This is a genomic window from Emticicia fluvialis, from assembly GCF_024793945.1.
Taxonomy (GTDB): domain Bacteria; phylum Bacteroidota; class Bacteroidia; order Cytophagales; family Spirosomataceae; genus Emticicia; species Emticicia fluvialis.
The window spans coordinates 110188-122821 of record NZ_JANUSD010000007.1 but is presented as its reverse complement, the minus strand read 5'-3'; the positions used below and the strand labels follow the sequence as shown (position 1 = coordinate 122821).

Annotated in this window: 12 protein-coding genes; 10 read left to right on the top strand and 2 right to left on the bottom strand. The window is 42.5% G+C overall.

Features of this window, described 5'->3' with window-relative positions; genetic code table 11:
* Window positions 1–19 precede the first annotated feature (19 nt).
* The 5 genes from NZ848_RS10000 (at window position 20) to NZ848_RS09980 (ending at window position 5863) form a co-directional block, all read left to right on the top strand.
* Window positions 20–1027 carry a sugar kinase gene (locus tag NZ848_RS10000; protein WP_259015373.1) on the top strand — a complete coding sequence of 336 codons (1008 nt, stop codon included), beginning with the start codon at window positions 20–22 and terminating at the stop codon, window positions 1025–1027.
* A gap of 31 nt (window positions 1028–1058) precedes the next feature.
* Window positions 1059–1727 (top strand): bifunctional 4-hydroxy-2-oxoglutarate aldolase/2-dehydro-3-deoxy-phosphogluconate aldolase, encoded by a 669-nt coding sequence (locus tag NZ848_RS09995; protein WP_253530906.1) that lies wholly within the window; start codon window positions 1059–1061, stop codon window positions 1725–1727.
* Between the two features lie 261 nt (window positions 1728–1988).
* Complete coding sequence (locus tag NZ848_RS09990) at window positions 1989–3365, top strand: MATE family efflux transporter (protein ID WP_253530903.1); 1377 nt, start codon at window positions 1989–1991, stop codon at window positions 3363–3365.
* 208 nt (window positions 3366–3573) lie between these two features.
* Window positions 3574–5397, top strand: coding sequence for an ABC transporter ATP-binding protein (locus NZ848_RS09985; RefSeq protein WP_253530901.1), 1824 nt, complete (start codon window positions 3574–3576; stop codon window positions 5395–5397).
* Window positions 5398–5401: 4 nt separating this feature from the next.
* Window positions 5402–5863 carry a regulatory protein RecX gene (locus tag NZ848_RS09980; RefSeq protein ID WP_259015372.1) on the top strand — a complete coding sequence of 154 codons (462 nt, stop codon included), beginning with the start codon at window positions 5402–5404 and terminating at the stop codon, window positions 5861–5863.
* A 59-nt stretch (window positions 5864–5922) separates the two neighbouring features.
* Here NZ848_RS09980 and NZ848_RS09975 read toward each other — a convergent pair whose 3' ends face one another.
* Window positions 5923–6396 carry a lipocalin-like domain-containing protein gene (locus NZ848_RS09975; protein ID WP_259015371.1) on the bottom strand — a complete coding sequence of 158 codons (474 nt, stop codon included), beginning with the start codon at window positions 6394–6396 and terminating at the stop codon, window positions 5923–5925.
* A 251-nt stretch (window positions 6397–6647) separates the two neighbouring features.
* On the opposite strand from NZ848_RS09975, the gene NZ848_RS09970 reads away from it, so the two are divergent.
* From NZ848_RS09970 to NZ848_RS09950, 5 genes are read left to right on the top strand one after another with little or no spacing between them, the layout of a single operon-like run.
* On the top strand, window positions 6648–7748 hold the full coding sequence (locus NZ848_RS09970) for an efflux RND transporter periplasmic adaptor subunit (protein WP_259015370.1): 1101 nt from the start codon (window positions 6648–6650) through the stop codon (window positions 7746–7748).
* A gap of 27 nt (window positions 7749–7775) precedes the next feature.
* Window positions 7776–9026: an ABC transporter permease gene (locus tag NZ848_RS09965; protein WP_259015369.1), complete on the top strand. Its 1251-nt coding sequence runs from the start codon at window positions 7776–7778 to the stop codon at window positions 9024–9026.
* Between the two features lie 24 nt (window positions 9027–9050).
* A complete protein-coding gene (locus NZ848_RS09960) occupies window positions 9051–9737 on the top strand; it encodes an ABC transporter ATP-binding protein (protein WP_101724580.1) in 687 nt (228 codons plus the stop codon).
* Window positions 9734–10759 carry a sensor histidine kinase gene (locus tag NZ848_RS09955; protein WP_259015368.1) on the top strand — a complete coding sequence of 342 codons (1026 nt, stop codon included), beginning with the start codon at window positions 9734–9736 and terminating at the stop codon, window positions 10757–10759. The genes NZ848_RS09960 and NZ848_RS09955 overlap by 4 nt, the downstream gene beginning before the upstream one ends.
* Before the next feature lies 1 nt (window position 10760).
* Window positions 10761–11546, top strand: coding sequence for a LytR/AlgR family response regulator transcription factor (locus NZ848_RS09950; protein WP_259015367.1), 786 nt, complete (start codon window positions 10761–10763; stop codon window positions 11544–11546).
* On the opposite strand, the gene NZ848_RS09945 is transcribed toward NZ848_RS09950, so the two are convergent.
* On the bottom strand, window positions 11543–12628 hold the full coding sequence (locus NZ848_RS09945) for a complex I subunit 1/NuoH family protein (protein WP_253530851.1): 1086 nt from the start codon (window positions 12626–12628) through the stop codon (window positions 11543–11545). The genes NZ848_RS09950 and NZ848_RS09945 overlap by 4 nt on opposite strands.
* Between the last annotated feature and the right edge of the window lie 6 nt (window positions 12629–12634).

Genomic DNA, 12634 nt, shown 5'->3' with positions numbered 1-12634 from the left:
AGATTCAGCACAAATACAGATGCCTAAAATAGTTACATTCGGTGAGATACTCCTACGGTTATCAACTCCCAATTTCCAGAAAATTGAGCAGGCTCAATCATTCAATGCTACCTTTGGCGGCACTGAAATGAATGTGGGGGCCTCGTTGGTAAAGTTCGGTTTTGATGCCACCCACGTTACCTGTTTTCCTAACAACCTGATGGGGCAAAAAGCGAAGGCGTATCTGCGTTTTTTAGGCATTGATACCACTCATGTTAAACTGGAAGGAGACCGTGTAGGCGTATTCTTTCTGGAAACAGGTGCCGTAATGCGCGCCAGCCAGATTGTTTACGACCGCATGGACTCTGCCTTTGCCAATCTTGACCCGAGCTGGTTTAACTGGGAAGAGATTCTGCAAGGCGCCGATTGGTTTCACTGGTGTGGTATTACTCCTGCTTTGTCAGAAGGAGCAGCTATTGCTTGCCTGGAGGCCGTTAAAACCGCCAAAAAGCTGGGTATCACGGTTTCGTCTGATATTTATTACCGCAGCAACTTATGGAAGTATGGCAAAACGCCGCAGGATATTCTGCCTGAACTGGCCTCGTACTCTGATATTATACTGGCCAGCAGAAAGAACATAGAAGAAATTTTCTCGTTGAAAGTAACGGCCGAGAAAGGCAAGTTTGTGGAGGCTTGTAAACTACTGATGGAGAATTATCCGAACGTGAAAAAGGTGATAGATACCGACCGCGTGCAGGTGAGCGCATCACACAACCAATACAATGCAAAAATGTGGAATGGTGAAGAGTTGATAGAAACCGATTATCAGGATATTACCCACATTGTAGACAGAATAGGTACCGGTGATGCCTTTTTAGGTGGATTTATTTACGGACAACAGGTATTACAAGACGACCTGAAATCGCTGCAATTCGGGGTAGCTGCAGGAGCCCTGAAACATACCGTTGAGGGAGACCAGAATCTGGTAACAGTGCCCGAAGTAGAAGCCGTTATGAGTGGCGACAAATCCGGTCGATTGAAAAGATAATAAACTTACATTAGAAATTTGAGTTACAGATATGGCACGATTCGATAAAAACACAACTTTAGCGCAGGTTAGCGCCACAGGCCTTGTTCCATTGTTTACGCATAACGACCTCGACATTTGTCTTGGGGTATTAAGGGCATGCTACCAGGCAGGCGTGCGTGTGTTTGAGTTTACGAACCGTACCGAAAATTCATTTAATAATTTTAAAGAGCTTGTCAGCATTGCAGAGACCGAAATGCCCGAGATGATTCTGGGGATTGGTACTATCTATGATGCGGCTACGGCAAAAAAATATATTGAAATCGGCACCAATTTTATTGTGGCGCCTATTATGAACCCCGAAGTAGGGGCCGTTTGTGTAGAAGCGGGTATACCCTGGATGCCAGGCGTAATGACCGTTACAGAAATTTATAACGCCCGCCAGGCCGGTGCCGAATTTATCAAGATATTCCCCGGCGAGGTTTTGGGGCCTGCATTTGTAAAAGCCCTTAAAGCCCCAATGCCTGATGTACAGGTAATGGTTACCGGAGGCGTTTCGCCAACCGCCGAAAGCCTGAAAACCTGGTTTGGCGCGGGTGCAACAGCCGTTGGTATCGGATCTCAACTAGTACCTAAAGAAGTGCTGGCAACCAAAGATTTTGCACAGGTTACCAGCATTGTTGCCAATGCACTACAGATTATTAAAGAAGTTAAGGCCTGAAATGGCGTAGTATTTTATTTTCTGAAACATTTTGCGTGGTGAGCGTAAAAATATATCTTTGCGGCACAAAAATTAAAAAGCCCATGTCATTTACCGCTGTGGTTCGCTAATTGCGAACATCTTCTTATCTTCTTGTTTTTTACATAAGTTATCTTCATAACTTGTTGTAGCGCTATATTCATTTTTTCTTTTTCATTTTTCTATTCTATGTCTCCCGCCGGGGGTGGTATGGTATTGAAACGGCAATAAACTGTTTTATTCATGCGGAAATTTTTCAAATTATTGATACAAGCCATTCGTGGCGAAGAACAAAATTATACGGAGTTAAACATTAACAGGGCAATCTTTCTATTATCGGTACCCATGATACTGGAAATGGTGGGCGAGTCGCTCTTTGCTATTGTTGATGCGTTTTTTGTGGCCCGTTATGTGGGTGTTGAAGGGGTGGCAACGGTAGGGCTTACTGAGTCTGTGCTAACATTAATTTATTCGGTAGCCATTGGTTTAAGCACTGCGGCTACGGCCATTGTGGCGCGCCGTGTGGGCGAAGGCAACAAAAAAGGGGCCGGTGTGGCTATGGCGCAGGTAATTATTATTTCGTTAATATTTGGTGTAGCGGTGGGTATTCTGGGCTTTACTTTTGCAGAAGACATCTTACGTTTAATGGGAGGCGACGCCCATCTGATTGAAAAGGGGGCAGGCTTTACCCGGATAATTTTTGCCAGTAGCCCGTCTATCATACTTTTGTACACATTAAGTGGCGCACTACGCGGCGCAGGCGACGCCTCAACGGCCATGAGATCAATCATTCTGGCCAATTTTATTAATATTGGTATGGACACCCTGCTGATTCCCGTTCTTGGCTTTGGCGTAGAGGGGGCAGCCATAGCTACCAGTATCGGCCGTACCATTGGGGTAATTTATCAGCTATATGCCATTTTTAAAGGCAATGGTAATATGCAGATTGACAGAGATCAGTTTAAACCTAATACTGAAATTATCCGAAGTCTGATTAACATCGCCGCCGGCGGTACAGGCCAATTCCTGATACAATCGGCCAGCTGGATTTTCCTGACCCGTATTCTTTCAAGTTTTGGAAGCGATGTAGTGGCAGGTTATACCATAGCCATACGTATTATTGTATTTACCATTTTACCTTCCTGGGGTATGTCTAACGCGGCTTCTACCCTGGTAGGGCAGAATCTGGGAGCAGGTAAACCCGATAGGGCAGAGAAATCTGTCTGGCGAACCGCGCTTTATAACATGGGTTTTCTACTTCTGGTAGGCATCATTTTCTCGGTTTTTGCCCGAGAGTTTATCGGAATCTTCAATGATAACCCGAAGGTAATAGAAGTAGGCGTTTTATGTTTGCAGATTATTTGTCTGGGATATGTATTCTTTGGTTTTGGAATGGTTATCGGGCAGTCATTAAACGGAGCCGGCGATACCAAAACGCCCACTATCATGAATCTGATTTGCTTCTGGGCGCTTGAAATACCTCTGGCTTATCTTTTTGCAATTACTTTCAAATGGGGGCCATCGGGGGTTTTCTGGTCAATTGCCATCAGCGAATCCATCCTGGCAGTAATTGCCATCTTTGTATTCAGAAGAGGTAAATGGAAAACCATGCAGGTGTAGCACGAGTGCCCGTCGTCAGGCGGGCATTTGTTTTTTATAAGATTAATTAACCGGTAATTTTGTTTTTTATTGCTTTAACCCGGGGTGCATTGCCTTCAGCTACTGCTTTTTAATCTAATCCTTAGTTTTATCACTGTATCTTTCCGAACTTTGCTGCCTTTAAAATTGTAATATTTAGAAATTCACGGCGGTAGCCGATGTGTGCTCAATGAAGAATTACCTCAGATTACTTTCATACGCTCGTCCATTAGGAAACTTCATCGTTCCTTTTCTTATAACCTCCCTGTTGGCAAGTGTTTTCGGCGTATTGAATTTTACATTGTTAATACCCCTGTTAAAAGTTCTTTTTAACCAGGTAAGCCCTGAAGAGATGAAGGGTATGCTGAAGCCACCCACTGGCATCAACCCCATTCAGCAGTTTAATTTTTTCTTTGCTACTTTCCTGAAAGAAAACGGTAAGCAGGGCGCCTTACAGTTTGTTTGTGGCACCGTGGGTGTTACCATAGTTTTGTCAAACATATTTAAGTACATCAGTGTCAGGCTCCTCGAAAACTTCAAGTCTAATATGGTGGCCAACCTAAGGCAGGCCGTATTCAGCAAGGCCATACATCTACATCTGGGCTTTTTTAGCAACGAACGTAAGGGGAATCTGATATCACGTATTGTAACCGATGTACAAGAGGTTGAAAACTCAATTGCCAATACCTTCTCGGCTGCTACCAAAGAGTTCTTCCTGTTTTTGTCGTATATAGTAACTTTATTTGCCATTTCGTGGAATCTCACACTCTTTGCGCTATTAGTTATTCCGGTTTCAGGCATTTTTATTTCTACGCTGGTAAAGAAAATGAAGCACAATGCAGGCGAAGGGCAAAGAAGACTGAGTAACCTGATTAGTTTGATGGACGAGGTGTTTGGCGGCATGCGCGTGGTAAAAGGCTTTGTGGCCGAAAACTTTGTAACAAACAAATTTAAAGAAGAAAACCAGGCTTATCGTAAATCAATTTTTAGTCTGGCTTCCAGAAGAGAGATGGCCTCACCGTTTTCTGAAATCATGGGGGTTTTTGTGGTAATAGGTATTTTATTATATGGGGGGTCATTGATTCTATCAAACGAATCGACACTGGAAGCAGCAGAGTTTATAACCTACATTGGCATTTTTTCTCAGGTTATGCGTCCGGCTAAAGAAATATCCAATGCCTTTAGTTCAGCACAAAGAGGTTTGGCGTCAGGTGAAAGAGTATTGAACCTGATTGACAGCCACTCGGAAGTGGTGAATGATAAAAACCCGGTTGATATAACAGATTTCAACGAGAGCGTAACATTCAGGAATGTAGACTTTTCGTATGATGGTACGGTTCAGGTATTGAAGAACATCAATTTTGGCTTGTCTAAAGGTAAAACTATCGCTTTGGTGGGGTCGTCAGGGGGTGGTAAATCTACCATTGCCGATTTAGTGCCAAGGTTCTATGACCCGACAGCCGGGGAAATACTCATTGACGGGCTGTCTATGAAACGTGTATCGCAGCAGTCGCTTCGTGGATTAATGGGCATAGTAACTCAGGAAGCCGTTTTATTTAATGATAGCATTTTTAATAACATTGCTTTCGGAAAAACAGTTACAGAGGCAGAAGTAATACAAGCGGCCCGAATAGCCAATGCACATGATTTTATAATACAGCAACCGGAGGGTTACCAGACTGTAATCGGCGACAGAGGCACCAAACTTTCGGGCGGGCAACGCCAGCGATTGTCAATTGCCAGAGCCATTCTGCAGAATCCGCCTATACTGATTCTGGACGAGGCCACCTCGGCCTTAGATACAGAATCAGAAAAACTGGTGCAGGATGCCCTCACGAAGCTGATGCAGAACCGCACCACGCTGGTTATTGCGCATAGATTAAGCACCATACAAAGTGCCGACGAGATTCTGGTAGTGCATAAAGGCGAAATTATTGAAAGAGGCAGCCATGAAGAATTGTTGAAAATTGAGAACGGATTTTATAAGAAACTGAGTTTGTTACAGACGCTTTAAAGCCATGATTCGGAAGGATATGCTCGTGAAGGCTGCAAATTACTGCGCTTATCAGGAACGCACACAAGCAGAAGTGCGTGAGCGCTTGCAGCAATGGGGCGTGTATGGAGACGAAGCCGAAGAAATAATTGTGTATCTGATAGAAGAGAATTACCTGAACGAAGGCCGTTTTGCCAAAATATTTGCCGGAAGCAAGTTCAGAGTTAAACATTGGGGCAGAAAAAAGATACTGCATGAACTGAAAGCCCGGAAATTATCGCCCCACGCCATCAGAGAGGCCATGGCTGAAATTGAAGACGATGACTATCTGGCTACGCTCAATGAGCTGATTTCTAAGAAACGGCACGAACTACGCACCGAAAAACACCCACAGATACTGAAACAAAAGCTGGCACGCTACGCCATAGGCAAAGGTTATGAAAGTGATCTGGTTTGGGAAGCAATAAACAAATCTATGGCTTCTTAAATTTGAGGGCCTGTTATTTACCAGATGCCAGGCCCTCAAATTTAACGTTCTGCCAGTTTCTATTGTTTTGTTAAAACTAGTCTGGTTGAACTGCTAGTGCCACCCGATGTGGTGGTTTCCAGCCAGTCCATCTGGTTACCTTTAAAAGTAACGTCCATATTCAGAATAACGGTCGAGCCATCCAGAATGGTAATTTTCCCGTTCTTTACTTCGTATTTTTTCCCGTCTACATTCCCCACAAAGTCATTTACCACTGCCTTACATTCGGTTGGCACATTTGCTGATATAAAACCATCAGACTTGAAAGTAATTTCAATTTTAGCAAAACAGGGATAAGCGGCTACTATTAAACCAAAGTTATCAACTTCGGCTGCATTGCCAGATTTCGTATAAACGGCTGTAAACTTCCATCTTCCTTCTATACCCGTACTTTGCCCCGTTGGCTCATCTTTTTTAGAACAATTAGTTACTGCAAACAAAACTGTAGCCAAAACCAACAATACCGCTACTCTGCGAAATGCTGAAATATTCATTAATAAAGGTCTTTTAGTGAGTAAAAACGTTTTAATCTATCACTTAACGAAAAAATACCAAAACGTAGTCTCTTAATCAGCTTAATAATTTCCTTTCATTAATGTTAAACAGACGGGTCTCACTATTATTTTCTTCCGTTTCGTTCATGTTTTCTTGATGCTTTTGTATATTACTTATCTATTTGTAAAGTGGACCTGCAAACGGGTTTCAAAAGGTTTAAGACAATCAATAGTTGTATTGACATCATCACATGAAAAAGATTTTCATTTATCTGGTTTTTATCCAGGTTTTTATAGCTGCCTGCAACAACGGCAATGAGAAATCCACCTCGCCTGCGTATAAATCATTAACTGAGGCTGTATATGCCTCGGGGAATATCTACCCGAAAAATGAATACAGGCTTACAGCCAATGCTGATGGTTTTCTGATTCGTCAGACTGCATTTGAAGGAGACCTGGTTACCAGGAACCAATTGATTTTTCAGTTGGAAAGTATCTCTCAAGACGCCCGTCTGGAAGCAGCCGGCAATATTCTGCGTCAGTCAGAGACTAACTACGGTGCCAATTCTCCGGTACTGGCAGAGCTCACCTCTCAGCTACAGAGCGCCCGAACCAAACTGGCGAATGACTCTGTAAATTATTTTCGTCAGAAAGAATTATACGACCGCAACGCTACCACCCGCGTAGAATATGAACGGGCTGAGTTGGCGTATCAGACCTCTAAAACAGAAATTACTACTCGCCAGAAAGCATTGCAAAGAACCAGAAGCCAGTTATATGTAGACCTGCAGAACTCGCAGTCAAACTTCAGAGTAAATGCACGTGAAGGCGATAATTACAGAATAAAAACCTTTGAGGCAGGCAAGATTTACGAGATTTATAAAAAACAGGGAGAACTGGTGCGCAGAGGAGAACAAATAGCATTAATAGGCGACGCCAATGAAATTTATGCCCAACTGGCCATTGATGAAGGTGATTTTTCAAAAGTAAAACCCGGGCAGGAGGTACTGGTGAAAATAGACGTGTACAAGAACAAAGTATTTAAAGCAAGGGTAACGAAACTTTACCCCAAGCTTAATAAAGCCGACCAGACCTTCAGGGTAGATGCCGAATTTGTTGGTGAAAAACCCAACGCCTATTATGGTATGACACTAGAGGGCAACATTATTATCTCTCAGAACCCGCGGGTGCTCACCATTCCGAAAACCTATCTTGTTGGTAATGACTCGGTCTGGATTGATGAAAACGGCGACAAAAAGAAAGTAAAGATTACCAAAGGCGTAGAAAACCTTGACCTGGTAGAGGTAAAAGGCGGGCTGAACGAAAAATCAATTGTGACAACAGGTAATTAACGGCTATTGATATTTAAAGCTAATACGATGGATTTAAAAATATCTTTTCAAATAGCAAAAACGCATTTGCTTACCAAAAAGAAACAAACCCTGATAGCTATGCTGGGGGTAACGTTTGGTATAGCCATGTTTATTGTCATGATTTCGTTTATTAAGGGTGTCAACAAGTTTCTGGAAGACTCCGCCCTTGATGCCACGCCTCATGTAAGAATCTACAAAGAAATAACCAGTAACCACCCCAGCCTGATAGACGAGGTAAATCCGGGGGCTTTTAATGTAATATATCACCAGCTACCCAAAAACGAACTGGCCAATATTAAAAGCGGATTGCAGATTGTGGCTAATATTGAAAAAGACCCGGTAGTGTTGGGGGTCTCGCCGCAGATAAGCTCGCAGGTGTTTTTTAATAAAGGACCAATCCCGGTTTCAGGGCAGATATCAGGCGTTGAAATTCTGAAGGAAGATAAAATCTACAATATCAGAAAACGGATTAAGTCTGGTAGTATGGATGATTTGTTGTCAAACCCGAACGGAATTCTGATGGGTACCATTCTGGCGCGTAATCTGAACGTGAAAGTAGGCGACAAACTGACAGTAACCACGCCTACAGGAAATCTGAAGCTGGTAAAGGTGGTGGGTATCTATGGCTTTGGTATTCAGACTGTCGACGGCGTGAAATGCTACGCTAACATGTCTATGGTGCAGGAGATACTGCAAAAAGATAAAAGTTATGTAACCGACATCCACATAAAAATGAAAGACTCTCAGGCCGCTCTTGACTACGCCAAGGTGTTGAAAACACAATATGGCTATAAAACCCAGGACTGGGCCGAGGCCAACTCGGCCTTTATGTCGGGCGATAAAATCAGAAATGCCATGGTTATTATTGTGTCAATAACCCTGCTGGTGGTGGCCGGATTTGGTATCTACAACATTATGAATATGAATGTGGTAAATAAAATGAAAGACATTGCCATTCTGAAAGCCACCGGATTTGGCGGCAAAGATATTGTGGCAGTGTTTCTTATTCAGTCTATAATCATTGGGGTTTTAGGTGCGCTTTTAGGCATAATCATTGGTTTTGGTTTAAGTTATTTGTTATCTAAGACACCATTTGATGCGGGGGATTTTCTGGATGTGAAGACCTTTCCGGTTATTTTCAATATCAAATATTACATCATGGGTTTAGGGTTTGGTGTAATAACCACTATCCTGGCGGGGTATTTCCCGGCCAGAAAAGCCGCAAAAATTGACCCCGTGGCTATTTTGAGAGGGTAAACATATCTGTCTATTTTACAAACAATGAAAGTTCTGTCAGCTAATCATATCAACAAATACTTTTATGAACCTGAAAAATTTCAGGTACTTAAAAACATATCCTTCGATGCCGAGAAAGGTGAGTTTCTTTCTTTGATTGGTAAGTCGGGCTGCGGTAAATCTACTCTGCTGTATATACTTTCTACAATGGATACCGATTATGAGGGAGACCTTGAAATGAATGGTGAGCGCCTGACAGGCAAAACACAAGACCAACTGGCGGCCTTCCGTAACGAACACCTGGGGTTTGTATTTCAGTTTCATTTCCTGCTGCCAGAGTTTACCGTATTACAGAACGTAATGTTGCCCGCTCTTAAATTAGGCAAATATTCGTCTAAAGAAGTACAAGAAAGGGCCTATCAGAAACTTAAACTGGTAGATATGCAAGACCACGCGCTTAAACAGTCATCTAAACTTTCAGGTGGGCAGCAGCAGCGGGTAGCCATTGCACGTGCGCTAATTAATGACCCCACCATTGTAATGGGCGATGAACCCACCGGTAACCTTGACAAGAAAAACTCAGAGGTTGTGTTTAATATCTTCAAGCAGATTGCCCATGAGAATCACCAGACCATTATTACTGTAACCCATGACCCCGACTTTGCCAAAGGCAGCGACAGGATTATTGAGATGTCAGACGGGCAGATTCTGAGAAGTCATAAAAGTTCATGAGCAAAAGGAATAAAATCATAGCGTTAATAGTAATCCTGATGGTGAGCGGCTCAACGTTTATCAGATGGTATGTTTTTGAAATAGATGCCCAGACAAATGCTTTGCTTTCTTTAATATCCAGCTTCGTGTTGTTTTCAACGGTGGTATTTTTCAGAAAGTTGTATGCGTATTTCGACAAAGTACTACCTTATGATGAAGGGGTTTTCAAGCGCCTGATTCCACAGATTCTTATTACATTTGTTTTTCTTAATATACTTACAAGGCTGGTGTTGTATCTCGGCATTGAGATATTCAGAATAGAAAAATTCCGCTTTCTGGTTCGTAGCGAGCTTACACACCTGGCACGGGTAACAGGTACAGTTACGCAGATACTGGCAGTTGGATTATTGAATCTGACACACTTTACCTACTACTCTATTCAGAAATGGCAGGAGAATCAGTTAAGGGCAAGTAATCTTGAAAAAGAGAAATCGCAGGTACAGTTTGATAACCTGAAAAACCAGCTGAACCCACATTTTCTTTTTAACAGTCTTACCTCTCTCGACTCCCTGATTCAGGACGACCCGGCTTTAGCCAGAGAGTTTTTGCAGCAATTGTCAAAGGTGTTCAGGTATGTACTTAAAAGTAAAGAGAAGGGGCTGGTAAGCCTTGAAACCGAGCTTGGGTTTATAAAAAACTATGTAAGTTTATTGAAAACCCGTTTCGCCGATGCACTGGTTATTGTTTTTGATATAGCTGATGATACGCTCGACTTACAAATTACCCCCGTTACTTTACAAATTCTGATAGAAAACGCAACGAAGCACAATGTAATTAATGAAAGTAATCCGCTAAGAATTGAAATTAAAAGTGAGGGTGATGTGCTTTCTATAAGTAATAATCTACAAAGAAAGAAACAATTGGAGACATCAAACGGCCAGGGGCTGATTAACCTGCAGACACTTTATGGTTTTTTAAGTAACAGAGAAATTACAGTTACAGAAACAGACCAGTATTTTACGGTTACTATACCTTTGATTTGATATGAATATTCTGATAATTGAGGATGAACCTCTGGTAGCGAAAAATCTGGCCAATCTGGTAAAAGAACTTGAGCCCACAGCTACTTTATTAGCCACAATAGGTAGTGTAAAAGAGGCCATAAAATGGTTTGAAACGCATCAGGCTCCAGATATTATCCTGTCTGACATACAGCTATCAGATGGCGTTAGCTTTGATTTCTTTCATGAGGCAGAAATCAGCTGCCCTATTATTTTTACTACAGCTTATGATGAATACGCCATCAGAGCCTTTAAGTTAAACAGTATTGATTATTTACTGAAACCCATTGATAAAGAAGAACTCAGAATTGCCTTTGAAAAATTTAAAAGAAACAGCGGTGTTGTAAAGCCTGATAGTTATCATGAACAGCTGGAAAATCTGTTGACCGATTTGAAGTCGAAGGTTTTAAGTCAGAAATATAAAACGCGCTTTACCGCCCACCACCAACGTAGCATTGTGGCCGTAGCCGATAGCAAGATTGCCTGCTTTTACAGAGATGAGGTTATCTGGTTGCAGACATTCGGCGAAAAAGATACCCAAAGGCTGATAACCGACTATAATTCGTTAGATGAGGTTGAGGAGTTATTGAATCCTAATGATTTCTTCCGCGCTAACAGGCAGTTTATTGTTAATAAAATGGCCATAGAAAGCTATAGAACACACTTTACAGGCAAAATAGAACTAAAATTGCAGGTGCCAACTAAAGAAGAGATTGTAATAAGTAAAGAAAAGGCACATCAGTTTAGAGGCTGGTTTGAGCAAGGCTAAACCATCAGCAAACGCCAGATACCTGAAATCAAAAGAAAGACAAGACAAAACGGCGTAAGCACTTTCCAAGATAGATGCATCAGTTGGTCTACGCGCAAACGCGGGAGGGTCCATCGCAACCACATCTGAACAAAAATCAGCAGATAAGACTTAGACAACAACCAGAAAGCCCCCCAGAGATTACCAGACCAATGCCCTGGCTCTCCGCTTGTCCAGCTTGCCAGCTCAATCGGGCCGATGTTGGGGAAAGGCGTATTCCAGCCGCCTAAGAAAAGTATAACTCCAAGTATCGACACCAGCAGCATCATGGCGTATTCTGAGAGCATCATGATAGCCCATCTGAAACCTGAATATTCAGTATGAAAACCTGATATCAATTCTGATTCTGCCTCGGGCAGGTCAAAGGGTGCCCGGTTGCTTTCAGCCAGAGAGGCTATGAAGTAAATAACAAAAACAATTATCAGAAACGGATTCCGGAACACATTCCAGGTCAGAAAACCACCTACAGTGCTTGTTTCAACACCCAAAGCCTTAATACCAAACAGATAGTTTTTCTCGTCCCAGAAAATACCCTGCTGAAAACTGATTTCCTGTAAATCGAGCGTCTGGGTAATTAAAATCACACAAAGTACAGATAGCCCCAGAGGCACTTCATAAGAGATAATCTGCGCTACCGAGCGCATGGCTCCCAGTAATGAATATTTGTTGTTAGAGGCCCAACCTGCCATCAGAATAGCCAGAATATCTAAAGAAACAACAGCTAGCAAAAGAAAGACCCCGGTTTTAGTGCCTGAGCCGGGCATACCAGCCGAAAGCGGAAAAACCGCAAAGCCTGCAAAAACTACCATAAATAACATGATAGGGGCAAACTTAAACAAATTACGATCGGCATTGGCAGGAATAATATCTTCTTTCTGAATCAGTTTCAGTAAGTCGGCAATGAGCTGCAAAAGCCCCCATTTGCCTACTTCCATAGGGCCTAGGCGGTCTTGTATAAAAGCAGAAACCTTACGCTCGAGATAAACCCCGACCACCACATTGGCAAAAACAATAGCAAGAAATATAGCGAGCGTAAGAATCATTTAGTA

Coding starts and splice junctions, on each gene's coding strand:
- NZ848_RS10000 (WP_259015373.1), top strand. CDS start 20: ATGCCTAAAATAGTTACATTCGGTGAGATACTCCTACGGTTATCAACT.
- NZ848_RS09995 (WP_253530906.1), top strand. CDS start 1,059: ATGGCACGATTCGATAAAAACACAACTTTAGCGCAGGTTAGCGCCACA.
- NZ848_RS09985 (WP_253530901.1), top strand. CDS start 3,574: ATGAAGAATTACCTCAGATTACTTTCATACGCTCGTCCATTAGGAAAC.
- NZ848_RS09970 (WP_259015370.1), top strand. CDS start 6,648: ATGAAAAAGATTTTCATTTATCTGGTTTTTATCCAGGTTTTTATAGCT.
- NZ848_RS09975 (WP_259015371.1), bottom strand. CDS start 6,396: ATGAATATTTCAGCATTTCGCAGAGTAGCGGTATTGTTGGTTTTGGCT.
- NZ848_RS09950 (WP_259015367.1), top strand. CDS start 10,761: ATGAATATTCTGATAATTGAGGATGAACCTCTGGTAGCGAAAAATCTG.
- NZ848_RS09960 (WP_101724580.1), top strand. CDS start 9,051: ATGAAAGTTCTGTCAGCTAATCATATCAACAAATACTTTTATGAACCT.
- NZ848_RS09965 (WP_259015369.1), top strand. CDS start 7,776: ATGGATTTAAAAATATCTTTTCAAATAGCAAAAACGCATTTGCTTACC.
- NZ848_RS09980 (WP_259015372.1), top strand. CDS start 5,402: ATGATTCGGAAGGATATGCTCGTGAAGGCTGCAAATTACTGCGCTTAT.
- NZ848_RS09990 (WP_253530903.1), top strand. CDS start 1,989: ATGCGGAAATTTTTCAAATTATTGATACAAGCCATTCGTGGCGAAGAA.
- NZ848_RS09945 (WP_253530851.1), bottom strand. CDS start 12,628: ATGATTCTTACGCTCGCTATATTTCTTGCTATTGTTTTTGCCAATGTG.
- NZ848_RS09955 (WP_259015368.1), top strand. CDS start 9,734: ATGAGCAAAAGGAATAAAATCATAGCGTTAATAGTAATCCTGATGGTG.